The sequence below is a fragment of the uncultured Pseudoteredinibacter sp. genome (assembly GCF_947500695.1).
GTDB lineage: Bacteria > Pseudomonadota > Gammaproteobacteria > Pseudomonadales > Cellvibrionaceae > Pseudoteredinibacter.
In genome coordinates, this window is sequence record NZ_CANMSS010000017.1 from 1 (window position 1) to 26,532 (window position 26,532).

Below are 26,532 nucleotides of genomic sequence, written 5' to 3' on the forward strand. Positions count from 1 at the left end.
ACCGATGACAACACGCCGAAGATTAATGGTACCGGTACCGCGGGTGAAACCATCCGTATTTACAAAGACGGTAGCTTTGTTGATGAGGTGACGGTTCAGCCAGATGGCAGCTGGACGTACACACCGACGACAGCCTTGCCAGAAGGTGAGCATGTTTACACCGCGAGCAGCGTGGATGATGTGGGCAACGAATCGGTACAAACCGGTCCGTTCTCGATCACGGTTGATCGTACGTCGCCAGATGACATTACTAACTTTATCGGTACAGACGATGTCGGTTTGGTAACCGGCACCATCGTTAATAACTCGACGATTGATGATGCGACCCCAACCTTCAGCGGTGAAGTGAATGCGGCGGAAGTCGCGATGGGTTCTACGGTTACGGTGATTATCCGTGATGAGAACGACAATGTGGTTCAAACCATTACTAATGTCGCTTTGGCTGCGGGTGCAAATCCAGGTGACCCAGCCACATGGAGTACGGATCCAAGCCCAGCACTAGGCAATGGCAGTTACAAAGTAACCGCGAAGGTGGTTGATAAAGCAGGTAATGAATCTAACGAAACGGATCCTATTGAGTTCGTGATTGATACAGCTACTCCGGGCGCGCCTAGTATTGTGCGTGTTGTGGATGATGTTAATGATCCAGCAGATGAGGTTGATATTAGCGATGGTGGCATTACTAATGACGATACTCCAACAGTTCATGGCACCGGCCCGAGTAATGCGACAATTACTCTATATAGTGCCGATCCAAACGGTCTAAGTGATACCGATAAAGCTGCTATCGCCTTAGGGACCTTTACTACCGGTAGCGATGGTAAATGGAATATAACACCTTCCGATTTGGATGATGGGGTCCATACATTTTATGCTGATGCACGTGGTGCTAATGGACAAGTCAGCCCATCTACAGGCCCTTACACTATAACTGTTGATACCAGTGTTCCGAATCCGCCAGATATTACGATCACAGGCACTTTAAATGCGGAAGATGATCAGGGTGATCAAATCGGCCCAATTAACGAAGGCGACACCACTGACGATGCTAAGCCGCGTTTACATGGCACGGTAACAGAGCCAAACGGTAAGGTGACGGTGATTATAGATGGCGGTACCCCGAATGAACGTACGGCAACCGTGGACGTGGATGACCAAGGTAATTGGGAGTATACGCCAGAGCCGCCGTTAACGGATGGTCAGCACAATGTTCAGATTGCTTTAACAGATGAGGCGGGTAATGGCCCAAGCGCACCAAGTAACCCTCTTAGCTTTATTGTGGATACGACGGCGATCACTATCACCATTGATAAAGCCGTGGATGACGTACCTAACCCAGGTGAGCCTGCGGATACCACTAAAGATATTAACGAAGGTGAGAAAACCAATGACACTACTCCACTGATTGTGGGCAGTGCTAAAGTGGGTGCGGAAGTTACCTTAAAGGTGAACGGTCAAACCTATGGTCCGGTTACCGCTGATGGTAATGGTGAGTGGAAAATTCAAATACCAGATGCCTTACCGGAAGGCGCGGTGACCTTCAAAGCGACGGCAGAAGATGCTTCGGGTAATGAAGTTGAAGATACTTTCACCATCACTATTGATACCACGCCAAACGCGGTACCTGTAATCACCGATGCGGACGATAACGTGGGTAATGTTCAAGGTAAGTTGAACAACGGTGATCACACCGATGACAACACGCCGAAGATTAATGGTACCGGTACCGCGGGTGAAACCATCCGTATTTACAAAGACGGTAGCTTTGTTGATGAAGTGACGGTTCAACCGGATGGCAGTTGGACGTACACACCGACGACAGCCTTGCCCGAAGGTGAGCATGTCTACACGGCGAGCAGTGTGGATGATGTGGGTAATGAATCGGCGCAAACGGGGCCGTTTTCAATCACGGTAGATAGAACTGCGCCAGATGCAGTAACTAGTTTCGCCGGCTTTGATGATGTGGGCACTTATGAACAAATCGCGGACAACTCCGTTATTGATGATAATACGCCTACATTTGAAGGAACCGTAAAACTCTCGGACGCAGCTGATGGAGTGCACGTTAAGCTCTATCTGGATGATGGTTTGGGCGGGGATCCAATAGAGTACGATAATATTTCTGTAAATAACCAAACAGGAGCATGGACGTACGACCCGAGCCCGGCATTGGGTAATGGCACTTATACGGTTTTTGCCGTTGTTGTAGATGAAGCAGGGAATGAATCCTCAGCTTCGGATGACCTAACCTTTACTATTAACACTGCGACCCCAGGGGCGCCAAGTATTGTTCGGGTGTTAGATGATGTTGATAACACCGGTGGTCGTACAGATGAAGTGGCTCATAAGGGTTTAACCGATGATGCAACCCCAACGGTAGAAGGGACAGGGCCTTCTGGTGCTACTATTCGTATTTACGACGGAGATCCAAGCAGCGGTGGAGTTCTTATCGATACTGCTACGGTGTTAGCTGACGGCACTTGGAGTTATACGGTTAAGGATAACTCTCCGTTGGCAGATGGTAAGCATGATTTCTATGCGGATGCTGTCTTTGGTGGTGGCACGCCGAGCCCTGTTACTGGCCCTTATACAATCACTATTGATACAGAGATTCCTGAGCCTCCATTAAGTTTGCGCGCATTTGACGACCAAGGAAAGGAAACTGGTTTCGTTGTACCAGGCTCTACTATAGATGATACAACCCCAACCTTTAGTGGTAAGGCTGAAGCGAGAGCTACAGTGCATATCTATAATGAAAAAGCTGATGGAACCATTGAGAAACTGGGAACGACTACTGCAGATGACAACGGAGATTGGAGCTTCCAGGAAACGCTGTTCTTTATAAAAAATGAAGAAGTGCCTTATAAAGTTTTTGTTACTCAAACTGACGAGGCGGGTAATGGTGAGAGTGACATAAGTGACGTATTAGACTTTATTCTTGTTGGTGGAATTGACATCGATATTGATAATGGAAAGTTGAGCCTTAAAGATAATGATGATGCCGATAATGTCGTGACTGATGTTAGTCAAGCGGGGCAGTCCGTTGGAGTGACGGCCGCGGCTACAAATCTGAAAGCGAATGAAATCACTACTAGTTATAGTTTCGAAAATTATAATGGTGATTTGTTTGAGATTAATCCTATTACTGGGCAGGTGACTTTAGCAAGGGATGCCACCGCAGCAGATATCGGGTCTCACGATTTAACCATTAAGGTTTCTACCCTAATTATTACAACAGGGGAAGAGCGAAGTGCTTCGAAGGAATTTACTGTTAGTGTTGCTGAAAATGTAGAACTGAACCCTATTACCGATGAGGATGGTGAGGATGACAGCGTATACAGTGATGCCTCAATCGGTGACGAGGTAGGAGTTACGGCAAGGGCCATAGATGAGAATACAAATGACGTCGTAACTTATAGATTAGATAATGACGCCAGCGGTTTGTTTACAATTAACGAGCAGTCAGGCCTTGTAACTTTAGCCCGTGAGGTGGAAAGCTCAGATCTGGGTACTAAAACTATTAAAGTTATTGCTGAGTCCTCAGATGGTAGTGAAAAGGAAATGGATTTCGATATTGAAGTTTCGGATAAAACCTATGAAAACTCCGCTAATGTATTGAGTGGTAGCTGGACGGGCGATTCTACTCCTGATGGTGATGCTCAAGTATTGGCGGCGAGTGCTAACGTTACTTCTACTGTTACAAGCTTTGAAGCTGTAGCAGGGCAAACTTACGAGCTAACAGCATCCATTTCGGTTGATGAAGAAGCTGGGAACAAAAAGATTGTAAAAGTCGAAGTGCTAGGCCCGAATGACAATGTTATCGAAGAGAAAACTATTAGGTTCAATGGCAAAACTGAAAACGATGTGGATATCTCGATAAATGCTGATACGGCTGGAGAGTACAAGGTACGAATTAGCAATATTGCCCCTGACGCCAGTGTCGAAAGAACAGTATCTATCGATACTATCGCTATAGCCGGTGCAGATGCGAGCCAGCTAATTACTCCTCTGGTGTTGGATCTAGATGGCGATGGTACTGAAACCATCTCTAAAACTCAGGGAGTGAAGTTTGACATCGATGCAGATGGCAAATTGGATGTCACCGGCTGGGTTGCAAGTGATGATGCTTTGTTGGTTTACGATCGCAACCAAGATCAGCAGATTAACGATGGCTCAGAATTGTTTGGTGCAGCAACCCAAAAAGCCGATGGCACTTTAGCCAAAGATGGCTTTGAAGCTCTGCGTGAACTAGACAGCAATCAGGATGGTGTTTTCGATGCAAATGACGACGCTTATTCTCACTTGCAGCTATGGCAAGACCGCAATAGCGATGGCCAAGTGCAGGATGGCGAGTTATTTGGTTTGGATGAAGCTGGTGTTATCAGTATTAACTTGGATGCGCAAACTAATGATGAAACCGATAATGGCAATATCATTGGTTTGAGTTCGAGCTATACGGATAAGGACGGTAATGACCTAAGTGTTGATGACGTCTGGTTTGGCTATGATTCTGGTGCTGCGGATAATAGTGAGGCTATCGAAATCATGGATCTTATCCAGGATGCTGAGGTAGAAATTCCCGAGCTTTCGCAAGCCCGAGATATCCCTGCTGAGTTACTAGAGGGCCAAGATAAAGCTAATATCTGCTACTTCGATAGCTTAGTCGGCCAAGAAAATATCGATGTCGAGATGATTCAGGGCTTGGTTGATACTCAGAAGTCGCTACTTGATCACTAGCTAATTGACCTTAAAGCGGCTTAGGCCGCTTTAAGGGGCCTTTGGGATTATCGATTCGGTGGGGTTTCTCAAATAGCCCAGTACGCTAGTACTGGGCTTTATTTTTAGTTATTATATTGTGCGCAATATAGTTGTTGGCAATGTTAATGCTTAACCCAAATACATCAGGAGCATATAGTGAGCAATATTTTTCAGCACAGTTTGAATCAAGCGGGCGCCGCGCCATTGGATTTGTCTCAATATGAGGGCAAGGTCCTGTTAATCGTAAATACGGCCAGTAAATGCGGTTTTACTCCACAATATAAAGGGCTGGAGGCTCTATATCAGGACTATAAAGACAAAGGCTTAGTCATTATTGGCTGTCCATGTAATCAGTTTGCGAGCCAAGAGCCGGGTAACGACTCCCAAATCAGTGAGTTCTGCGAGTTGAATTTTGGCGTTACCTTTCCATTGGTCGCGAAACTTGATGTGAATGGCGATAATGCTCACCCGCTATTTGAAGATTTAAAGCAAGCGGCACCAGGAATCTTGGGTACTAAAAAGGTAAAATGGAATTTTACGAAATTCTTAGTTTCCAAAGATGGGAAAACCGTTCAGCGTTTTGCGCCTAAAGATAAGCCAGAATCAATGCGTGCGGCCATTGAAGCTTTACTGTAAATACTTAAATACTCTGGACAACGAAGGCCTATGCCTAAAGAAACCCTTGAAACTGAGCTGCTTTATTTAGATCAGCAGCTTTGCTTTCGCCTCTATACGGCTTCTCGACTAATCATAAGGGCATATCAACCCCTGCTTAAAGAGTTGGATATTACCTACCCCCAATATTTGGTGTTGATGTTAATGTGGGAGTGGAAAGACAAAGATCAAGAAAGCTCTACGGTAGGGCAGTTGGGGCAGCGTTTGCAGTTGGACTCAGGTACCTTGACGCCCTTGCTAAAGCGCATGGAATCAAAAGGCTTGTTGGAGCGCTTTAGGGGACTAGAAGATGAGCGAGAAAGGCATATTCGCCTGACAGATCAGGCTATCGCTATACGTGAAAAAGCCTTGGCCTGGATGCAGCTTGCTAGAGAGGGGGAAAGGACTAAAGGCTTAGATTTGGAAGCTTTGTCGGGAAACCTGGATGCTCTGATAGACTCATTTTCCTAATTAATTCCATATTTTAGGATAATCCTTTTCCTGTGGTGGGTTTTTGCGTTACTTTTTGCAATTTTATCCTAAATAAGTCTGATTTTTAGGATGGCTGTTGATGTGTTTTTAGGCTGCCTGTACTATGTGTGGCCTGTAAGCAATGCTTCCTACATAAGGTAGCCACAAACAGTATTAGCCATGAATTGCCATTTTTCTAAAAATACTCGCATCAGCTCTTTCGAGCTAGCTTCTCTGCGCCTCCAGCTGCAGCGACTGCCGCTGCGCGGCTAATATTGATTTCCCCCGTTTTTATACACAATTTCTATTTATTATTTAGGTTGCAACCATAGCAAAAGCCTAGGATTTCATTGGAGTGATAAGCCATGTCTAAGGACAAATTGGTCATTTTTGATACTACCTTGCGCGATGGGGAGCAGAGCCCCGGCGCATCCATGACAAAAGAAGAAAAGATTCGTATCGCTAAGATGCTAGAAAAGATGCGAGTAGATGTAATTGAGGCGGGTTTTGCGATAGCCAGCCCAGGTGATTTCGAGGCCGTTAAGGCTGTCGCCGAAACCGTAAAAGATTCCACAGTATGTAGTTTAGCCCGCGCTATGGGGCCGGATATTCTACGTGCCGGCGAGGCATTAAAGAATGCGAACTCAGGTCGCATCCATACCTTTATTGCGACTTCCCCTATTCATATGAAGTACAAGTTGCAAATGGAGCCTGAAGAGGTTTTGGCTCAAGCGATTGATGCCGTTAAGCGCGCTAGACAGTTTACCGATGATGTGGAGTTTTCATTGGAAGATGGCTCTCGCACGGAGTTTGAATTTGCTAGCCGAGTTATTGAGGCCGTTATCGATGCGGGTGCGGGCACGATCAATATTCCAGACACCGTAGGTTACGGAGAGCCAGCTGAATATGGTTTGATGTTTAAGCGCCTGATCGAAAATGTACCTAATGCAGATAAGGCAATTTTTTCGACCCACTGCCATAACGATTTAGGTTTAGCTGTCGCCAATTCACTATCGGCGGTAATGAATGGCGTGCGTCAGGTGGAATGCACCATCAATGGTTTGGGTGAGCGTGCGGGTAATGCCTCATTGGAAGAATTGGTGATGGCGGTACAAACGCGCCATGATGTCATGCCGGTATATACCGATATTGATCCGGTACATATCGTACCAACTTCGCGCCTTGTTTCCAGCATCACAGGCTTCCCTGTTCAGCCAAACAAAGCCATTGTTGGGGCCAACGCTTTTGCCCATGAATCAGGAATTCACCAAGATGGTGTGTTAAAGCATCGTGAAACCTATGAAATCATGAAGGCAGAAGATGTCGGTTGGAATACCAATAAGCTTGTTCTAGGTAAGCATTCAGGCCGTGCAGCAGTGAAGGCTCGCTATGAAGAGTTGGGTATACAGTTTGAAGAGCATGGTGAATTCAATCAGATATTCCAAGCTTTTAAGCAGTTAGCTGATAAGAAACATGAGATCTTCGATGAAGATTTGCAGGCTTTGGTGGGCGAGGCTCAAGAGGTTGAGGAAACCTATGGCTTTGAAAGTATGGAAGTCAGCTGTAAAACCGGTCAGTCGCCCCGTGCAAAATTGGCGATTCGAGTTGGCGAGCAGCTGATCGAAACTGAGTCTGAAGGTAGCGGCCCAGTCGATGCGGTGTTTAAGGCCATTGAAAAGCAGTTCCAAAGCGGCTCGGACTTGTTGTTATATTCAGTGAATGCGATTACCCAAGGCACCGAGGCTGTGGGCGACGTAACTGTCCGCCTAGAGCGCAATGGTCAGCTGGTTAATGGTGTGGGTGCCGATACCGATGTGGTAGCTGCTTCCGCGAAAGCCTATCTGCATGCTTTAAACTTGCTAGAGTCTGGAGTGCGTTCTCACCCACAGCACGGTGTATAAGCTGGTAGAGCAGCTAAAGTGTCGAGACTGCATCTAGGTGGAAATGTAAATTTCCACCGCATTAGCTATTGAAAAATAAAGCGCCCGGCATGAATGTCATCCGGGCGTTTTCGTATCCGTCCGATCAGGTTAGAATAGCCCTCCAAACAACCAGTTGACCTGCTAATGTACGAAACTACACGCCACCAATACCTGGCCGCCATGGGCATCGACAGTTATATGCCGCGTTGCTTATTGCCGAATGCGCCTGCACCCTTTGAGTGTGAATGGCCTACGGCTGCTGTTGGGGTGGGCGCTGAGTCAGCTGGGCAGCCAGTTATAGAAGGGGCGGCCTCGGTTGAGGGCTACACTTCTTCGGCAAATCTTGCCGCAACTGTTAGCAGTGACTCAGATATCGCTCCTGTTGAAAATGCTGTTGTGGAGCGACCAGCGAAAGGTGGTGCGGGTGCCGCTGAGCTCTTGGCTGGCTTTGAACCTGAAAACTCTCGCAAGAAAAGCTCCCCAAGCAAAGCTAAAGAGACCAAAACAGCAAGCAGTTTGATTGAGCAGCCAGCTGAGGCTTTACGTTTCAGCTTAAGCGTATGGCGTTTTGATGAGCTATTGGTTGTCGATAGTCGTCATAGTGAAAAAGCCCTGCCCACGGAAAAATTACTGCTTAGTATGTTGCAAGCGTACGGATTAAAGCTGGGGAACCTGCCCAAGCCCCAAGTTCTGCAGTGGCCCATGTTTGATATGCCTCAGGCTGAAACCGGGGCAGAGGCGGCGCGCGAAATGTTGGGTGCCTTCTTAGAGACCTTACTGGATAAGCCGTTGCAGGATTGGTGGCTTATGGGTACTGATGCATTCCATTTACTTCCGCCTGAAACCTTAGCGAAAGAGCATAACGGTTATGCTCAGCTTATTAAGGCTGAACAATTGCAGGGGGCTAGCGTTAGCCCGGCTGCACAGCTAATTACCATGCCTAGTCTTGCAGAGATGCTGGAGCGCCCGCAGCTAAAAGCGAAAGCTTGGCAAGCCATGAAGCAAACTATGTCCTCTGGCAGCTAATTTCCGAATAGAAAGCATGACTGAATTAATTCGTGCAATTCAAGAAACTGATTTGGCATCCATGCTCCGAATAGAGCAAGCGGCACACAGTCATCCTTGGCCATTAAATCAATTTTCTAAGCGTCTAGATTGCAGCCGCCACCTTCATGCCGTCTTACTAATAGAAAATAAAATTTGCGGCTACTATCTAGCTTCAGAGGTTGCCGGTGAAGCCGAACTGCTCAACATTTCGGTTGATACGAGCCTGCAGGGAAAGGGCTTGGGGGCTAAACTTCTAAAACACTTAATCTCTAAGTTGAAGGCCGATACTAGCGAAGTTTTCTTGGAGGTGCGCGCGTCGAATGTGCCCGCTATCAAGCTCTATGAAAAATTAGGCTTTCACCAGTTAGGTTGTCGCCCCAACTACTATCCGTGTACGAAACAGGGGCGTGAAGATGCCTTGCTATATGCGCTTTCCTTGCTTGAGACGACTTAAATCTCTTCTTGAATTCGAAAGCTAAACTTTTCTTCTACCTTTGCTGTTTCTACCGCTTCATCGTCTATTTTTCTGGGTGAATATTGATATTCGCTCACCGCTTTGATCGCGGCCAACTCGAAAACACTATTACTGCATTCTACGGTTTTGATTTTCGCCGTGTACCCTTCTCGAGTGATCGTAAAAGATAGTATGCAGTGACCCTCGATCCCCATAAGCAGTGCTTCTTTGGGGTAGATGGGGGCTGTTTTTGAAATTGCAGAGTATGCTACTGATCTTGCGTCCTTGTCTGTGCAAGACATGAGTAAAGTGGCAATAGCCACAAGGATTATTCTGCTCAACTGTATTCCTTATCGTCTTCTTTTAATAATGTACTGACTCTAGTTTTGGAAAGGGGCGTATTCAATAAGGCCTAAGTAGTAAAACCTAGTGGATTTAGCTTTGGGTTTTAAGCGGCGATATAGTGCTTGATAGCCAGGAGGCTTTTAGTTAACCTAAGTCTCATAGTAAAAGCTACAGGCATTGATGTGGCGTCCCTAATGTGAATTTGCACTCTAGCCGGGAGAAAATAATGACAAACGATGTTTTTATACTGGGAGGAGCCCAGACAGACTTTGCCCGTAATTGGTCCCGTCAGGGGTTGGAAGTAGGCGATATGATGGAAGAGGTGGTGCGCGATGGCCTTGCCTCTAGCCAGCTAGACGCAGCGGATATCCAAAGCGCCCATGTCGGTAATTTTGTTGGCGAGCTATTTTGTGGTCAGGGCATGTTGGGTGGTGTATTGGCCCAAAAAATTCCAGAGTTCAGAGGGCTTCCTATCTCGCGTCATGAGGCGGCTTGTGCCTCGGGCAGCATGGCTATTCTTGCCGCAATGGCCGATATCGAATCGGGCCGCTATCCAACAGCCTGCGTCGTTGGTGTTGAATATATGCGTAATGTGCCGGGCGATAAAGGGGCGGAGTACCTAGGTTCAGCGGCATACACTGGGCACGAAGGGCAGGGCGTTACTTTTATGTGGCCCCATATGTTTAGCGAGCTTACCTTAGAGTATGAAAAACGTTATGGCATCGATTATCAGCACCTCGGCGAAATAGCTCGTATTAATTATGATAATGCCAAGTTAAATCCCAATTCTCAATCACGTGCCTGGGAGTTTGCTGAAGGAGCCTTTACCGAAAACGACGAATTAAACCCGGTTATCAGTGGGCGAGTACGCCGTAATGACTGCGGTCAAATTACCGATGGTGCTGCGGTTGTATTCCTAGCGTCAAAAGAATTTGCTGAAACGTATGCCGCTAAAAATGGGCTGGATATTAACGCAATTCCGCGCATTAAAGGCTGGGGGCACACAACAGCAGGCATAGCTTATAGTGATAAAATCCTTGCCAGTGAACATCAAGAGCTGGTTTTCCCTCATGTTAATCAAGCCATCAAACAAGCATTTACTCGCGCGAATGTAAACTTGGAGCAGATCGACGCCATTGAAACTCACGATTGTTTCGCGATGACTGAGTATATGGCTATCGATCATTTTGGAATGACCAAGCCAGGTGAATCTTGGAAGGCTATCGAAGCTGGTGATATTGCAATGGGCGGCAAGCTGCCAATTAATCCAAGCGGTGGCTTAATTGGTTTGGGGCATCCAGTCGGTGCAACCGGCGTGCGTATGATGCTGGATGCTTATAAGCAAGCCAGTCAGCAAGCGGATTCTTACCAGGTGTATGGTGCAAAAAATATTGCCACTTTAAATATTGGTGGTAGCGCTACGACTACAGCAAGCTTTGTGGTGGGGGTTTAAGCAACATCGCTTGAAATCTTAATGATTAAATACACTTTTTAAAAAACAAACTATGCGGATCGCTTTGGTAATCAGCAAAAGGTCCGCATTCAGTAAATCCATTTTTTCTATACATGGCGACGGCGGGGTAAAATGCTTCGGCGCTGCCAGTTTCCAAATAAAGTGCTTCAATACCTTGCTCTATCGCATATTTTTCTATGTGGGCAAGAAGTAACTGAGCAATGCCGCGCCTTAAAAAACCGTCTTTGGTTTTCATTGATTTCAGTTCGGCTGCGTTGTTTGAAAATTGTTTTATAGCGCCACAAGCAGCGAGTTCTTTATCTTCTCGGTAGGAGAAAAATGAAACTGATTTGCCTTGTAGAGCTTCTTGGTTTAAAGCATGCACATTTTCTTCCGGGGAGTGTTTAAGCATTTCCAGTCGGTGCTGCTGCAGTAGCTCTACGATATCTTCTGGGCAGCCAGTTTCTTGTCTTATCACCTATAGTCCTTAAAGTAGTGTTTAGATATTCTATGTTAATTGTTTGCACTGTTTTAGTGCTTGGTGTGCTGTAGTGCCCCAGTATTAAACGCAAAGTGGTTTTTAAAAAGAAGAAAACAATGGTATTCCGTAGGTTCAAGCAATGAGAGCAATTAGCAAGCCAATAATTCTTGAGCGCAAATAAAAAAGCCTCAGCAATTGCTGAGGCTTCTCGTTTGATAACAGTGTCGTTTTAAACTATTCGCCAACACTGTCGTAATGTGACATGGCTGCTGTCACAGCCGCGCCACGTTCGTGTGTAGCGCCTTGCGCTGCTAGTATGTTGTCTAGCGCGCTCAAGCAAAGCAGTACGTTCTCTTCATAACAAGCTTGACCCATTAGGCCGATGCGCCAGGCTTTACCTGCAAAAGCGCCAAGGCCCGCACCGATTTCCAAATCGTATTGTGATAGCAAGGCTGAGCGAACAGCGGCGTCTTCAATACCTTCTGGAATCTGCACAAGATTTAATTGTGGCAGTCTGCAAGATTCGTCTACCAACATATTTAGCCCCATGGCCTCTAAACCTTTCACCAGAGCTTCGTGGTGGAACTGGTGGCGTTCAAAAGCTAAATCTAGGCCTTCCTCTTCCAGCATGACTAATGATTCATGCAGGGCATACATGGCATTTACAGGTGCGGTGTGGTGATAGGCGCGTTTGCTATCGCCCCCCCAATAACCCATCACGAGTTGCATGTCTAAGAACCAGCTTTGAACCTTGTGCTCACGATTCTTGATGGCTTCAACCGCCTTAGGGCTAAAGGTAACGGGAGAAATGCCTGGTACACAAGACAGGCATTTTTGTGAGCCAGAATAAACGGCATCGGCGCCCCATTCGTCCACCTTCAGCTCAATACCGCCAAGAGAGGTTACGGCATCCATAATGCTAAGGGCGTTATTGTCGGCAGCAATTTTACACAAAGCAGCCGCATCACTTTCTACGCCGGTAGAGGTTTCCGCGTGTACAAAGGCCAGTACTTTGGTATCTGGGTGCTCGGCAAAGGCGGCTTTTACCTTGTCGACGCTTACTGGGGTACCCCAGTCATCTTCCACCATGATGGCGGTAGCGCCACAGCGTTCTACATTTTCTTTCATGCGCCCGCCAAATACACCGTTTTGGCAAACAATGGCTTTGTCGCCTGGCGCGAGCAGGTTAACAAAGCAAGCTTCCATGCCAGCAGAGCCTGGCGCGGATACCGGAATAGTTAATTGGTTTTTGGTTTGAAAGGCCATTTGCAATAGGCCTTTGATTTCGTCCATTAAGGTAACGAACTCTGGGTCAAGGTGACCAATAGTTGGGCGGCCTAAGGCGGCTAATACGCGCGGGCTTACATCGGAGGGGCCAGGTCCCATCAGGGTTCTCGTCGGCGGGTAAAAAGGTGTTGCCATGGTGTTTCCTATTGTATTTGTTGTACTTGATGTCGTGATTTAAAAATTCATTCTTGGCTATTGCCGCCAATCTCTCCGGCAAGGTTGGCGCACATTGCATCGGCTAGGGCTGGGCCTTGTAATCCTTGAGCTATGAGTACATGGGCTTTTGCAAAGGCGGCCTCGAGATTGATGTCGCTAGCGTGCCTTACGCCTGCGCGGCTCAATACACTGCCAGTCGCATAATTGTCCTGTTGCACTCTGCCGTGGCGGCATTGGCTGATGTTGAAAAGACAGATGTCTCTCCCTTTGGCTTCAGCTAATGCGGCGACTAGGGCAGAGTCAGCGGCAGGTATATTACCTGCCCCAAAGCTTAGCAACAAAACTAATTTTAGGTCTTTAGAGGACAATGCTTGTTGAACGCTTGCGGCGCTAATACCTGGGTAGAAGTATATCAACCCTACACTACCATGCTGTTCTGGGGTGATCTGGCCGTCATAAACAAAGGCTGTAGCTGGTTTTGTTCCCTTGCCATTGTTGTTTACAAAGGCATGAAAGTCCTGGCTGCTGGCCTTGTGGCAGCGGTTGGCTTCCAGTAATTGGTCTCCGAAATAAAGGCTAACTCCTTGGTAGCCACCATCGCGGCTGCGCAAGGCACCCATAAAGTTATCTACGGCATCGTTCTCTGGTAGCAGTAGAGGTACTTGGGAGCCTGTGAAGATGATGGTTTTAGGGCTGCCAGTGAACATAAAAGATAGTGCCGCTGCAGCGAAGGCCATGGTATCTGTACCATGAAGGATGATGTAGGCCTTGTAGTCGCTATTGGCTTTGATGGTGTCTGCTAAGCGCTGCCAATCGCTAGGGGTAGCGTCTGAGCTGTCGATCAGTGGGCTCATGCTAATAAAATCGAAATCAGCCATTTGTTCATGGGCAGCTAGTGCGTGACGTAGATTACTTTCTAGCTCTGCGTTCGGGGCAAGGCCGTTTGGGCCGGGGGCCATTCCTATTGTGCCGCCAGCATAAATCACAAGCGTATGATGCATAGTCCGTTCCCCTTTTCTAATTAGCTTTAAATGGGGTGATTTTAACATTGCTGATGTTTTATTGCTTTTAGAGAGATCAATTGTAGATGGAATAGCTGTTTGGTTCGGTGGCTTCGAGTTTTTCTGGGCAAATCTAAAGCAAGGCCGCTTGCCAGCTACTACACTTCTGGCCTTAAATAAAAAATCCGCTGTTATCTCTAGCAGCGGATTTCAAAAGCTATAACGAAACGAGCTAGTCGTTATTCAGTGGCTTACAGTTGGATCGCTTTGATTTCCACAAACTCGTGTAGGCCTTCATCGCCCCACTCGCGACCATTACCAGACTGCTTGTAGCCACCAAATGGAGCGTCGTAGTTGAAACCGCCGCCATTTACATAGCATTGACCGGCTCTAAAGCGTCGAGCGATTGCCAAACCGTCTTCCTTATTTTTCGCGTAAACACCGCTAGAAAGACCGTAAGGGGTATCGTTAGCGATGGCTACTGCGTCATCTAGATCCTGATAAGGAATCATAACGATAACAGGGCCAAAGATTTCCTCACGAGCGATACGCATCTCATTGTTTACATCGCGGAAGATGGTTGGTTTCACATAGAAGCCTTTCTCTAGGCCTTCAGGTGCACCCAGACCACCTGTCAATAAAGTTGCTTCTTCCATACCGATTTCGATATAGCGTTGCACAGTATCTTTTTGGCGAGCAGATGACATCGGGCCAACAAAAACTTCTTCACCTTCATAGCCTACAACTAAAGATTCAGCGTGAGCCTTAGCGATTTGGGCAGCTTCATCGTACTTGCTCGCAGGTACCAACATGCGAGTTAGTGCAGTACAGGTTTGACCGGTGTTGATCATGACGTCGTCAACGCCACATTTAACGGCAGCTTCTAAGTCGGCATCTTCAGTGATGATAAAGGCAGACTTACCACCAAGCTCTTGGGTAACTCGTTTAACAGATGGAGCTGCGGCCTCGGCGACCAAAATGCCTGCGCGAGTAGAACCGGTGAAAGAAACCACATCGATCTCAGGGTGGCTGGACAGTGCGGCACCAACCTCATGGCCAAGGCCAATAACTAGGTTGAACACGCCCGTAGGGAAGCCTACTTCGTGCAACACTTCCGCTACGACGATATCCTGTAATGGGGTTTGCTCTGAAGGTTTAACCACTATAGTACAGCCGGCGGCTAGGGCCGGTGCAATTTTGCCCATTAGCTGATTAAGCGGATAGTTCCACGGGTTGATGAAACCACATACGCCGGCGGCCTCTTTAACTACCAAAGAGTTATTCACCTCTTTAACTTTTTCCATTTCAGCACAGCGATCGGCGTAACCCTCAAAGGCACTTACTGGACCATCGATTTGTAGCCAAGGAGTAATATGCGGTGGGCAACCCATGGACTGGGATACGGCAGCCACTAAGTCGTCACGACGCTCACGCAAGCGGGCGGCAGCTTTACGGATCAAGTCAGCGCGAAAATCAGCACTGCTGGTGCTCCAGCTATCGAAGGCGGCACGTGCGGCAGTTACAGCGCTATCTACGTCTTCTTGATTACCCAGTGCAACTGTAGCGACCACTTCTTCGGTGGCAGGGTGAATCACATCGTGACGGCCTTGGCCTTTGGCATCTTGCCACTGGCCATTGATATAAAACTTATCGTGTAATTTACTCATCAAATACTCCTCGTCTAGACGGCGCCGCACTGTGTAGTAAAGCCTGTTGCTATGCACAGCAATTGGGCAGCTATGATCACTTTAGCAGGCACAGTACGATAGATTGTTTGGGGCGTATATACCCTAATAGGGTTGGTTAATCTTCCAGCTCTCGATCGATCGATAACCAGTCGCCAACGCCGATATTTTGACCATCACCGCGCATTAAGCTGGCGTTTTCACCAAAGGCTGCGGCCTGGGGTTTGTCGGGCATGGCGTTATAGAGTGCTAGGGTTTTGTAGGGTTCCTGCTCAGGGTAGCGTTCGCCGGTCTTGGGGTTTACGCTGATCATGCTGCAGCGCTCGCAGCGATCATGAAGCTGCAGAGTGTATTCACCGCCGGAGTTGTGAATACGTTTGTAGTCATGCTCACTAAAGGGTTCTAACCCGGCAACGACAATATTGGGGCGGAATTGCTCAATTACTGCCGTAGGCTTGTCTTCGGCCGCGAGGCGCTGGTTTAGCACTTCTAGTGAATCGCGGTTGGCAAAAAGAAAGGGTGCGGCGTCGGCAAATATTGCCGCTTGATCGCCGAAGCGATGGGCTTGGCTTTGCAGACGTTTGAAGTCTGGAGCCATCGCGACAAGGCGCAAGGGCTTAGGGCTCGCTAAGGCTTGGCTGAGCCAATGGCCTACTTCATCGCCAGCATCTAGGACCCGGCATTCATCTCGCCATACCTTTGCCTTCATTTCTTGGCCGTCAGGTAGTTCAATCGGGATTTGAACAGTAGGTGTCGAGGGCATCAGCTCTGGGCTTTTAAGGTGAAGATGATACTCATCGAGCGCCGTGGCGATTAAGGCCATTTTGGGAAGTTGTCGCTGAGTGACAAACTGGCCGTTATCGGCTCTAACAATCATCCAGCGACGGTCGTGTAAGAGGCCCGTATAAGTTAGGCTAGACTGACTCAGGGCGATGCCACGCAGTGATTTAACCGGGTAGATAAAAAGATCGGTGACTCGAACGCGTGGCATGCAACTTCCTTAATTGGTGGCCCTGTAACTAATGACGCAGTAGCTTACTTATTTTGTAGTGCAGCAAAGGCCTCTAATTGTTCAGGGGTGGCCTCTTTTTGGTGCTTGTCCTTCCATTCAGCATAGGGCATACCGTAAACAATGTCTCGTGCTTGTTCGGCCTCTAACTCAATGCCTTGCTCATCGGCTGCCGCTTGGTACCATTTGCCTAGGCAATTACGGCAAAAGCCCGCCAGAATCAAAAGGTCTATATTTTGAACGTCTTTACGCTCATCTAAGTGTTTTAACAAGCGTCGAAAAGTCGCCGCTTCAAGTTCGGTTTGGCTTTGTTTATCCATGCTTATCTCTGAATCTAAAAATAGGTTTCTTGCTTGGGACTAGTTTACGCGCCAGGGAGGATTTTTGCGATTCTCTCCACCCCAGAATAGACAAATATGATTGCCGCTGGGATCGAATAAGCGCGCTTCGCGCCACAGCCAGCGCTCGTCTTTAGGGGATTGGGTGAACTCGACACCCGCTGCGCTGAGGCGTTGATATTCCTCGTCGAGCTTGTCGGTTTCAAAGTAAATGACATTGCCATTAGCAGGGGGCTTTGCGTCGACCTTATGCAGTGAAAATGTAGCTTCGCCGTTTGGACATTCAAAGCGGGCGTAGTGATCGGTATCGACAATAAGATTTAAGCCGAGCAGTTGATAAAAGGCGACCGAGGCCGCTAAATCGTGAGCGTCAATGGTAACTTGATTTAAATTCACCTAGGCCTCCAGTCTCTGGCTATCTTTTATGAGTTTGGGTTCACTGTCGTACTTAGCTTAATAGACCCACAAAGTTACATGGCCTTTGGCGGCTGTCTAGCTGCTCAAGTAGAATTCCGTCCCAAGCAGTACGGCAAGCATTATTAGAGCCTGGTAAGCAAAAGATAAGGGTTTTATTCACGAGCCCAGCCATGGCCCGAGATTGAATGGTAGAGCTGCCGACTTGCTCTAAAGAAATGTAGCGGAACATTTCGCCAAAGCCGATCACCTCTTTATCCAATAGTGGGCTTATGGCTTCCGGAGTACTGTCGCGACCTGAAAACCCTGTGCCGCCGGTAATTAAAATTACTTGAACTTCGGGGTTAACAATCCACTGGGAGCAAACGGCACGAATCTGGTAAATATCATCTTTTACTAAATCTCTGCTTTGCAAGGTGTGGCCGGCTTTTTCCAGCAGTTCTACTAATAAATCGCCAGAAGTATCGTTGCTGCTATCGCGGGTGTCGGAAACGGTCAGTACGGCAATGCGCAATGGAATAGCTGTGTCGCTTGGGCTTGGTTTGCTCATGAAAAATCCTTACAGACCAAATTAACCGCCAGTGGTATTCATAAAGCGGACGATTTGAGTCTCATTAATGTCGAAGTGGTGACGCTCGGGTTTATTGCCCATTGCGTCGATAATGCTGTTTTTTAGACGCTCTGTTTCGCCAGGGTAGCGCCGCATAATGGCTTTTAAATCGAGTGAGTGCTCATTGCCGAGGCACAATAATAAGCGCCCTTCTGCGGTTACGCGTATACGATTACAGCTGGCGCAAAAATTATCGCTATGGGGGGAAATAAAGCCGATTTGGCTGTCATTTATCTGCCAATAACGCGACGGGCCGCCTGTGCTGTAATTGCTATCTTTTAGCTGCCAGCGTTTTTGCAAAACATCTTGAATATCTGCAGAGCTGATAAACTCTTCACTGCGCTGGTGATCGTCAATATGGCCCAGTGGCATAGCTTCAATAAAAGAAATGTCAAAGCGCTCTTGCAGGGCAAACTCTACTAAGTTTTCTAGTTCGTCGGCGTTGCGGTTTTTCAGAATAACGCTGTTGAGTTTAATTCTTTTAAAACCAGCAGCCTTGGCAGCTTGTAAACCTGCTAGCACTTTTTCGAGCTTGCCTGTACGACTTAAGGCTTTAAATCGGTCCGCATCTAGGGTATCTAAGCTGACATTGATACGATCTAGACCGGCTGTTTTTAAGGCGGGTGCTAGTTCTTCTAGACGCGAACCATTGGTGGTCAGCAGTAACTCTTCCAAGCCCGGTATTTGCTTTAAACGTCGGACTAAATCAACTACCCCGTTGCGGATCAGGGGCTCGCCGCCGGTCAAGCGAACCTTTTTTATCCCTAGCTGTACAAAGGTTTCTACTAGGGTTTCGCATTCCTCTAGGCTCAGTACTTGGGCTCTGGGTAGGAACTCCATATCCTCTGCCATACAGTAGACACAGCGAAAATCACAGCGATCCGTCAGGGAAAGCCGTAAATAATCAATCTGTCTGCCAAAAGAGTCGCTAAGTGTCATAGCTTGATATTAACCCAAGTGACTTCGGCTGCCAGTGTCGAAATGGTCAAAATTTGTTAATCCAGCTTAAAGGAGGTCTTCAGGGCTATTGATATTTTTAAAGCTTTCAGCGTTATCGAAGTTAACGCTGCGATAGCCCCATTGGCGGATAAAACCCATAACGCGTCGTTCGCCGGATTCAAGGTAGGTTTTTAACTCAGCAAGGCAGCTTAAAGGCCATAAGCTATGCAAGGGGTGTGAGCGGCCGGCACATTCGGCTAGTATGATATCACTGCGCGGCTCAGAATTGCCTAGCTCCGCTTCCTTTAAAAGCTGCTTGTGCAGTGAGGGCGTTTGTCTGGGGGTGTCAACTGGGGAAACGAGTAGCGCGTCAATTTCTAGTTGCTGATAGGCACAATACTCTAAAGCACTCAAAATCCCGGCTAAAGGACCATAATGTTCCTTACTTGCGTCGTAAAGCAAGCTGGGCTCCAGCGACAGTTGTCCAATTACAGTTTCAAGCTCCTTTTCTATCGCTGTGCTGAAAGGCTTGGGGCCGCAGCTTAGTAAGATGATGCCTTCCATTTGCTTTTCCAACGCATGTTCCAAGAGGCTGCGGCCCTGGTATTGGGCCAGGGCCTTGTTGTCAAAGGCTTGTTTCATCCGTCGCCCTTCACCACCACATAATATGACACTGGCACAGTTCACGATGGTCTACTCTGGTTTAGCTTGGTCAATACTAGTCTGAATTTCGACATAGGGCTCTACTTGATCTCGGCTACCCCAATTAGGGTGGCACTGGTTTATAATCTAGCTGTTACGATAGTGATTTTAGAAGAGCTGGGGCGAGGAATACAGTGGCAGAATTATCCATTGACCAAGTAAGACGAGAGTACCTGCAAGGGGGTTTAAACCGTGATCAGCTTAAGGATTGCCCCATAGCGCAATTTGAGCACTGGTTAAAGCAAGCTGTTGATGCTGGGCTTAAAGATCCAACTGCAATGACAGTGGCCACGGTAGATTCAGAAGGCCAGCCCAGCCAGCGTATTGTTTTGCTTAAAGGCGTTAGCGAAGCGGGTTTTGTTTTTTATACCAATTATGGCTCGCGCAAAGCGCAGGAAATCTCACAAAACCCAAGGGTTAGTTTGCACTTTCCGTGGCATGCATTAGAGCGTCAAGTAAAGATAGCTGGGCGCGCTGAGAAAGTCAGTCAGCAAGAATCGCTAAAATACTTTTTGTCCCGCCCAGAGGAAAGCCAGCTAGCTGCTTGGGCCTCCGAGCAAAGCCGACCCGTTTCTTCAAGACAGTTATTAATGCAGCAATTTGCTTCAATGAAGGAAAAATTTACCGCTGGTAAAATTCCACTGCCCGATTTTTGGGGCGGCTATCGAATTGTGCCTGAGCGAATTGAGTTTTGGCAGGGCGGCGCTAATCGATTGCATGATCGCTTTGAGTATCGAAAAGCAGAAGTAGGTAGTTGGGATATTAAACGCCTAGCGCCTTAGAGAGTTTATAAGCCCAGTTGCTGTAACTAATCATCACTAACAACTGGACTCGAGCTTATATCCTAGTGTTTTTGAAATTCTGTCTTAGATTTAGCTTCAGGGAAGACTAACTCCATAGGCTCTGGCAGGCCATGTTCATTGATTATTTGAGCGTGGCTACGGTTTAAATGCCGAACATTTTCCACTCCGCAGGAATGCGCTATTACATCTAGCTCCTTAAGCATATTTTTGGCAAAGTGAGCGACACGCTCCGCTTTGTTTGTAGGGTCTAGTCCGTGTTGTAGTTCTTTGTCGTGGGTGGTAATGCCAGTTGGGCAGGTATTTTTATTGCACTGTAGCGCTTGAATGCAGCCCAAAGAAAACATAAAGCCACGGGCTGAAACCACAACGTCGGCACCGATACACAAGGCCCAGGCCACATTGGCTGGATTGATTAGCTTGCCTGAAGTGATCACACGAATTCTATCGCGTAAACCGTATTCCACCAATGTATCGATAAGTAAGGGCAAGCTACGCTTTATTGGTAAGCCCATAAAGTCAATCAATGATTGTGGGGCGGCACCTGTGCCACCATCACCGCTGTCGATGGTGATAAAATCGGGTGCGTACTCAAAGCCTTTTTGGTGAATAAGCTCGCATAGCTCCCGTAACCAGTGGCTCTGTCCAATGACGGCCTTGAAGCCAACTGGTAAGCCGCTGACTTCGCGAATGTGGTGAATTTTATCGAGCAGCTGATCAAGGTTTTCAATATCAAGATGGCCATTAGGGCTAAGCGAAGCTTGGCCTTCTTTTATCCCTCGGATTGCCGCAATTTCGGCCGTTACCTTCTCGGCCGGCAAAATGCCACCCTTGCCGGGCTTGGCACCTTGTGCAAGTTTTAGTTCGATCATTTTAACTTCTGGATGGGCAGCTACTTCTCGTAATTTATCGTCACTCAAATTGCCTTGTTCATCACGCACACCATACTTGGCGGTGCCAATTTGAAACACGATATCGCAACCGCCACTAAGGTGATAGGGCGATAGGCCGCCTTCTCCGGTGTTCATCCAAATTCCAGCTTTTTGGGCGCCGTTGGATAAAGCCGTAACGGCTACTGAAGACAGTGAGCCAAAACTCATCGCGGAAATATTGAATACGCTATTCGCCGCATAGGCTTGCTTAGCGAAGCCCTCGCCAAAAACAACTGGCGCGGCATCACTAAACTGATGTTTTAGTTTTGGGAATAGGGCATTAAGAAATACGATGTCACCCGCTTGGTTTAGTGGGCGGGTAGAACCAAAAGCTGTCGTGGTATCAATATTTTTGGCGGCTTGATAAACCCATGTACGCTGAGCCCGATTAAAGGGCAGCTCTTCTCTATCCATGGCAAAGAAATACTGGCGAAAAAACTCACCTAGATGTTCAAACCAATATCTAAAGCGACCGATCACTGGATAGTTGCGGCGTATCGCGTGGCGGGTTTGAGTAACATCCACCCAGTACATATAAACAATCACGCCAATTAGCGTTATTAGCGCAAGCAGTAGTAACAAGGCAGCATATTCGATAAACAGAGCGGCCGTGCCGTGCATTACATCGCTGAGCATCGTAGTTTTCCTTCAGGCTATGTTATACATTAGAGGTATTTTTGGACCTGTTAACACTTATTCTGCCATCACTGCCGAACTTATTTCGTCGAATTGGCAAGGTAGTGTGAGCATATTGTAGTGATTCCTCTATAGCGAGCACCAATACAGCCGAGCGATGAAATAAGTCGGCCCTTCGGGTTAGGCTAAAATTGCCTTACTCGGTGTTGCTCGTTGCTTATTTGGAGCGACCAAACTACGCGCCTCGCGCCGTGATTAAGGCAATTTTAGCTCTAACAGTGACGGCCGAATAAGTGTTAGCAGGACCTAGATCCTTTGCTGCAACATTATAAGCCCCGTAAAATTAGGGTAAACAGCAAAGGCGAAAACCTTTCAATAGGAGTAGATAATGAGTATATGGGGCATAGGCTTAACAGAAGCTGGCGCAGCAGAAAATATGGTGTGGCAAGAGGTTGGGGATGTCAGCCCTAAGGCCGGTGAAGTTTTAATCAAGGTTGCGTATGCTGGTGTGAACCGCCCTGATGTGTTTCAGCGCCTTGGCTTATACCCGCCTCCGCCAGGTGCGAGCCCAATTATGGGCTTGGAGGCCTCAGGTGAAATCATTGCCTTGGGTGAAGGAGTAACAGGCTGGCAGCTTGGAGACAAGGTCTGTGCGCTGTGCAATGGTGGCGCTTATGCTCAGCATGTTGTCGTACCTGCTGAGCAGTGCTTGCCGGTGCCGGAGGGGTTGAGCATGGCCGAGGCCGCTGCATTACCCGAAACCTGCTTTACTGTATGGACCAATGTTTTTGATCGCGGGCGCTTACAAACTGGTGAGAACTTTTTGGTTCACGGTGGCGCAAGTGGGATCGGCACTACGGCCATTCAAATGGCGAAAGCCTTAGGGGCTAAAGTGTTTGCCACGGTGGGCAGCGAAGAAAAAAAACAAGCTTGTTTACAGTTAGGTGCTGATGTCGTTTGGAATTATCAAGATGATGATTTCGTCGAGCTCTCAAAAAAGGCCAGTGAAGCTAAGGGCATTGATGTCATATTGGATATGGTTGGCGGTGATTACATTCAAAAAAATATGACTATGGCAGCTAGAGATGGTCGTATTGTTAGCATTGCATTCTTACGCGGTGCGAAAGCGGAGCTTGATTTTAGACCGGTAATGGCTAAACGCTTAAGCTTAACGGGATCTACTTTGCGTCCCCAGACGGATCAAGAGAAAGCCGCGATTGCTAATAATTTAAAAGAAACCGTTTGGCCTTTGATAGAAGCTGGCAAGTTTAAACCTCTACTGGCTAAAGAATTTCCTATTCAGGACGTCGCCGAGGCCCATCAATTAATGGAGTCTAATGCACTGATAGGTAAGGTTGTTTTAGCGGTAGAGTAAGAGCAGCTAATAAAGAAAAGCGCAAATTAAAAAAAGCTATAAAGAGCAGGCCCAAATAACAACTCAATATAGCCACTCTAAATTAGCAACCCAAAATAGCAATAGAGATCGCTATGGCCCATAAGAAATGTCCCCGCTGTGTCGATGAAATATTGATACAGCATCGCTATGAACAACAAGAGCTGGACCTGTGCCGACTTTGTGGTGGTTTGTGGTTTGATAAAGACGAGGTCAATGCCGTTATTCGCTCTAAGAACCCCGATGTTGATTTGGGCTGTTTCAGTGAGAGCTTTGGTGAAAGCTTAGGGGATTCAGAGATTGATTGCCCGAGCTGCCAGGTGAATATGCAAAGACACCATTTGTTGGAGCATTTTCACTTAGAAATAGATATATGTATTGAGTGCAATGGCAGCTGGTTGGATCGGGGGGAATTGCCACCTGTAGAGCAAAGTCCTGAGCTTGACACGCACCTAAAGGAACTTAACAAGGGACTAAGTTGGAAGACGTATTTTTTCCAGTTGCTCTCTCAGTTGCCCGTTGAATTTAATATCAAGGCAAAAAAAACACCTTATGTGAATTACACGCTGCTGGCTTTAAATATCGCTATCTTCTTGGCCTATTTCTTTAACGATGACAGCTATAACTGGGTAATAACTCAGTTCGGAATGACGCCATCTATAGTGGCAGCTGAAGGTCAGTGGTGGACACTGTTGAGCTGTGTGTTCCTACATGGTTCGGTATTTCATATCGTAGGTAATATGTACTTTTTGGCCATTATTGGGGACAACCTAGAGGATGCTCTCGGACATATTCCATATTTTCTGCTCTATTTAACATGCGGTGTCTTAGCGTCGCTAGGAACGATGATGTGGCGATACGGCTCTGATATACCTTCTTTAGGCGCGAGCGGTGCGATTGCTGGTTTGTTCGCTATGTATATGGTTTGGTTTCGCCATGCCAGCTTAAGTTTTATGTTTATTGTTTATCAGAAAAAACTCTCGGTGATATGGTTTTTTGCCTTGTGGCTGGGAATAAATGTTGCAGGCTTATTGTTTTTTGATGATGGTATGGACTACGCCGCGCATATCGCAGGGTTCGCGGCTGGTTTGTTATTCGCAATACTATTAAAGGACTGGGTACACAGAAAAAACCCTTTGCTGAGTATATTAGGGCATGAGTCAATTCAGCTAAAACGTTGAGCAATTGATTGTAAGTTTTCACCCTGACCGTAACTTTATCCTGACCGTAACTTTATATTGTACCGCCAGATTGGAGTAAGCATATGAGCAAGCCATTAGCAGGCATCAAAGTAATCGAGGTGGGGCAGTTATTGGCGGGTCCTTTCGCTGGCTCCATGTTGGCTTATTTTGGCGCGGAGGTCATCAAGGTGGAGCCGCCTGGTGGCGACCCTATTCGTGGCTGGCGAGAATTAAATAACGGCACCTCTTATTGGTGGTACAGCCTAGCGCGTAATAAAAAGAGTGTTTGTATCGATCTAAAACAAAGCGAAGGGCAGGCTTTGTTAAAAGAGCTTCTCAAAGATGCTGATGTACTAGTTGAAAACTTTCGCCCCGGTGTAATGGAAGGCTGGGCTTTAGGACCTGAAGACGTTAAACAGTTTAATCCAGCCTTGGTTTATGCTCGAATTTCAGGTTATGGGCAAAATGGCCCCAATGCTAAAAAGCCAGGCTTCGCATCGGTCTGTGAAGCGTATTCTGGTTTTCGTCATGTTAATGGCTTCCCTGGCGAAGCTCCGGTGCGGCCTAATTTAAGTATTGGCGATACCATAGCGGGTATTCATGCTGCACTAGGTATAGCACTGGCTTTAATCGAGAGACAGAAGTCAGGCGAAGGGCAAACGATTGATGTTGCCTTGTATGAAGCTATGTTCAATTTGTTGGAAGCCGTAGTACCAGAATACTCCGGCGCAAGTAAAGTACGAGAAGCTTCCGGTACTACGGTAACAGGCATCGTACCTACTAATACCTACCGCTGTGCAGATGGCAAGTTTGTCGTTATCGGTGGCAATGGCGATTCTATTTTCAAACGCTTGATGAGTGGCATTGGTCACCCTGATTTGGCAGCTGATCTGCGCCTTGCGAATAACGCTGGCCGAGTAGAGCATGAAGACGAAATTGATCAAATTCTATCGGGCTGGTGTTCAGCGAGGCCGATCAATGAAGTCTTAGCGGTAATGGCGGAGCAGCGAGTTCCCGCAGGTCCAATCTACAACGTGGAAGATATGCTGGAAGATCCACATTATCAAGCGCGTGGAATGTTTGAGAGAGTTGAAATCGACGGTAAACCCTTAGATATCCCAGCTATTTTGCCAAAACTCGATCGTACCCCTGGTGGCACCGAATGGGTTGGGCCGGAATTAGGTGAACATAATGATGAGGTACTTCAGCAGTTAGGTATAGGCGTTGAAGAGCTTGCGCGTCTGAAGGCGAGTGGTGTAATCGAATAAACTCTTAGGCAGCTGACGGTCAATGTCTTTCATTGGCTGCTTTGAATATAAACTGGCAGATCGGTAACCGGCGGCTTTTCTCCAAGGTTATAGAGCATATCGGCTATATGGCCACGGTGATAAGTGGAGTGATTCGAGACGTGAAGAAGCATGGTTTCTCTTGTCATTGCACTTTTTTCTCCGTTGATAAAAGAGAATTCAAGCACTTCTCTTAGTTGCTTATCACTTAAGTTTTCTTCATGGTTGCAAAACCATTGGTTGAGCTCTGACATTTCCGCTAGCAGTGTGCTGATACCCGCTGGGCAGGAAGGTGTCTTCGATCGAAAGCTATTTGGCTTGCTTTCTAAGTGTCCTTTCCATATCAAGTCAATTCTGTAGATGTGATTCATCGTGTTGAGAATGCTGCCAAAAATAATCTTCTGTTGTTGAGCTAAAAGTTCATCAGGGAGATCAGATAGCGTCTCTAAAATTCTTTTATCTGCCCAGGCCTTATAATCGATCATTAATCCACTCAATCGCTTTTGCTGCATTATTTGCTCCATGTTAAAGGGGGAAAGTAGAATTTCGTTGATTTGATTACAGGCTTATCCCTTGTG

Annotated in this window: 24 protein-coding genes; 11 read left to right on the forward strand and 13 right to left on the reverse strand. The window is 47.2% G+C overall.

The features are described from left to right. The 6 genes from Q1A08_RS20655 to rimI form a co-directional block, all read left to right on the forward strand. The coding region (locus Q1A08_RS20655) for an Ig-like domain-containing protein (protein WP_299776296.1) at positions 1-4,737 on the forward strand (4,737 nt) is incomplete at its 5' end. 186 nt (positions 4,738-4,923) lie between these two features. Then, positions 4,924-5,394, forward strand: coding sequence for a glutathione peroxidase (locus Q1A08_RS20660; RefSeq protein WP_299776344.1), 471 nt, complete (start codon positions 4,924-4,926; stop codon positions 5,392-5,394). A 30-nt stretch (positions 5,395-5,424) separates the two neighbouring features. Next, on the forward strand, positions 5,425-5,883 hold the full coding sequence (locus Q1A08_RS20665) for a MarR family transcriptional regulator (protein WP_299776297.1): 459 nt from the start codon (positions 5,425-5,427) through the stop codon (positions 5,881-5,883). A gap of 365 nt (positions 5,884-6,248) precedes the next feature. Then, complete coding sequence (locus Q1A08_RS20670) at positions 6,249-7,784, forward strand: 2-isopropylmalate synthase (protein ID WP_299776298.1); 1,536 nt, start codon at positions 6,249-6,251, stop codon at positions 7,782-7,784. 165 nt (positions 7,785-7,949) lie between these two features. Beyond that, complete coding sequence (locus Q1A08_RS20675) at positions 7,950-8,831, forward strand: hypothetical protein (RefSeq protein WP_299776299.1); 882 nt, start codon at positions 7,950-7,952, stop codon at positions 8,829-8,831. 16 nt (positions 8,832-8,847) lie between these two features. Then, positions 8,848-9,306 carry a ribosomal protein S18-alanine N-acetyltransferase gene (gene rimI / locus Q1A08_RS20680; RefSeq protein ID WP_299776300.1) on the forward strand — a complete coding sequence of 153 codons (459 nt, stop codon included), beginning with the start codon at positions 8,848-8,850 and terminating at the stop codon, positions 9,304-9,306. On the opposite strand, the gene Q1A08_RS20685 is transcribed toward rimI, so the two are convergent. Further along, positions 9,303-9,647 carry an energy transducer TonB gene (locus Q1A08_RS20685; protein ID WP_299776301.1) on the reverse strand — a complete coding sequence of 115 codons (345 nt, stop codon included), beginning with the start codon at positions 9,645-9,647 and terminating at the stop codon, positions 9,303-9,305. The two genes, rimI and Q1A08_RS20685, sit on opposite strands and share 4 nt — an antisense overlap. A 230-nt stretch (positions 9,648-9,877) precedes the next feature. Between Q1A08_RS20685 and Q1A08_RS20690 the strand changes: the two genes are divergently transcribed. Further along, a complete protein-coding gene (locus Q1A08_RS20690; RefSeq protein ID WP_299776302.1) occupies positions 9,878-11,104 on the forward strand; it encodes an acetyl-CoA acetyltransferase in 1,227 nt (408 codons plus the stop codon). A gap of 25 nt (positions 11,105-11,129) precedes the next feature. Here Q1A08_RS20690 and Q1A08_RS20695 read toward each other — a convergent pair whose 3' ends face one another. The 10 genes from Q1A08_RS20695 to Q1A08_RS20740 all read right to left on the reverse strand — a co-directional run bounded on the left by Q1A08_RS20695 (position 11,130) and on the right by Q1A08_RS20740 (position 19,711). Further along, complete coding sequence (locus Q1A08_RS20695) at positions 11,130-11,516, reverse strand: GNAT family N-acetyltransferase (RefSeq protein WP_299776303.1); 387 nt, start codon at positions 11,514-11,516, stop codon at positions 11,130-11,132. Between the two features lie 303 nt (positions 11,517-11,819). Beyond that, positions 11,820-13,007 carry an alanine--glyoxylate aminotransferase family protein gene (locus Q1A08_RS20700; RefSeq protein WP_299776304.1) on the reverse strand — a complete coding sequence of 396 codons (1,188 nt, stop codon included), beginning with the start codon at positions 13,005-13,007 and terminating at the stop codon, positions 11,820-11,822. Between the two features lie 47 nt (positions 13,008-13,054). Then, positions 13,055-14,029, reverse strand: coding sequence for an asparaginase (locus Q1A08_RS20705; RefSeq protein ID WP_299776305.1), 975 nt, complete (start codon positions 14,027-14,029; stop codon positions 13,055-13,057). Between the two features lie 251 nt (positions 14,030-14,280). Further along, positions 14,281-15,696, reverse strand: a complete 1,416-nt coding sequence (locus Q1A08_RS20710; protein WP_299776306.1) for an aldehyde dehydrogenase family protein — start codon at positions 15,694-15,696, stop codon at positions 14,281-14,283. A gap of 136 nt (positions 15,697-15,832) precedes the next feature. Then, on the reverse strand, positions 15,833-16,705 hold the full coding sequence (locus Q1A08_RS20715) for an MOSC N-terminal beta barrel domain-containing protein (RefSeq protein WP_299776307.1): 873 nt from the start codon (positions 16,703-16,705) through the stop codon (positions 15,833-15,835). Between the two features lie 44 nt (positions 16,706-16,749). After that, positions 16,750-17,043 (reverse strand): DUF1244 domain-containing protein, encoded by a 294-nt coding sequence (locus tag Q1A08_RS20720; RefSeq protein WP_299776308.1) that lies wholly within the window; start codon positions 17,041-17,043, stop codon positions 16,750-16,752. Positions 17,044-17,082: 39 nt separating this feature from the next. Further along, entirely contained in the window at positions 17,083-17,457 is a 375-nt protein-coding gene (locus Q1A08_RS20725; protein WP_299776309.1) for a VOC family protein, read from the reverse strand. 52 nt (positions 17,458-17,509) lie between these two features. Continuing rightward, positions 17,510-18,025, reverse strand: coding sequence for a molybdenum cofactor biosynthesis protein B (gene moaB, locus Q1A08_RS20730; RefSeq protein WP_299776310.1), 516 nt, complete (start codon positions 18,023-18,025; stop codon positions 17,510-17,512). A gap of 21 nt (positions 18,026-18,046) precedes the next feature. After that, positions 18,047-19,024 (reverse strand): GTP 3',8-cyclase MoaA, encoded by a 978-nt coding sequence (gene moaA / locus Q1A08_RS20735; protein WP_299776311.1) that lies wholly within the window; start codon positions 19,022-19,024, stop codon positions 18,047-18,049. 66 nt (positions 19,025-19,090) lie between these two features. Further along, positions 19,091-19,711 (reverse strand): molybdenum cofactor guanylyltransferase, encoded by a 621-nt coding sequence (locus Q1A08_RS20740; protein WP_299776312.1) that lies wholly within the window; start codon positions 19,709-19,711, stop codon positions 19,091-19,093. A gap of 149 nt (positions 19,712-19,860) precedes the next feature. Here Q1A08_RS20740 and pdxH point away from each other — a divergent pair, with 149 nt between their 5' ends. After that, positions 19,861-20,508: a pyridoxamine 5'-phosphate oxidase gene (gene pdxH, locus Q1A08_RS20745; protein ID WP_299776313.1), complete on the forward strand. Its 648-nt coding sequence runs from the start codon at positions 19,861-19,863 to the stop codon at positions 20,506-20,508. Between the two features lie 62 nt (positions 20,509-20,570). On the opposite strand, the gene Q1A08_RS20750 is transcribed toward pdxH, so the two are convergent. After that, positions 20,571-22,094, reverse strand: coding sequence for an FMN-binding glutamate synthase family protein (locus Q1A08_RS20750; protein ID WP_299776314.1), 1,524 nt, complete (start codon positions 22,092-22,094; stop codon positions 20,571-20,573). A 388-nt stretch (positions 22,095-22,482) separates the two neighbouring features. Between Q1A08_RS20750 and Q1A08_RS20755 the strand changes: the two genes are divergently transcribed. The 3 genes from Q1A08_RS20755 to Q1A08_RS20765 all read left to right on the forward strand — a co-directional run bounded on the left by Q1A08_RS20755 (position 22,483) and on the right by Q1A08_RS20765 (position 25,936). Beyond that, positions 22,483-23,469, forward strand: a complete 987-nt coding sequence (locus tag Q1A08_RS20755; RefSeq protein WP_299776315.1) for an NAD(P)H-quinone oxidoreductase — start codon at positions 22,483-22,485, stop codon at positions 23,467-23,469. A 113-nt stretch (positions 23,470-23,582) separates the two neighbouring features. Further along, positions 23,583-24,668, forward strand: coding sequence for a rhomboid family intramembrane serine protease (locus tag Q1A08_RS20760; RefSeq protein ID WP_299776316.1), 1,086 nt, complete (start codon positions 23,583-23,585; stop codon positions 24,666-24,668). 83 nt (positions 24,669-24,751) lie between these two features. Beyond that, the gene (locus tag Q1A08_RS20765) at positions 24,752-25,936 is read left to right on the forward strand and encodes a CaiB/BaiF CoA-transferase family protein (protein WP_299776317.1); all 1,185 of its coding nucleotides are present in this window, start codon (positions 24,752-24,754) and stop codon (positions 25,934-25,936) included. 29 nt (positions 25,937-25,965) lie between these two features. On the opposite strand, the gene Q1A08_RS20770 is transcribed toward Q1A08_RS20765, so the two are convergent. After that, on the reverse strand, positions 25,966-26,466 hold the full coding sequence (locus Q1A08_RS20770) for a DinB family protein (protein ID WP_299776318.1): 501 nt from the start codon (positions 26,464-26,466) through the stop codon (positions 25,966-25,968). Positions 26,467-26,532: the final 66 nt, after the last annotated feature.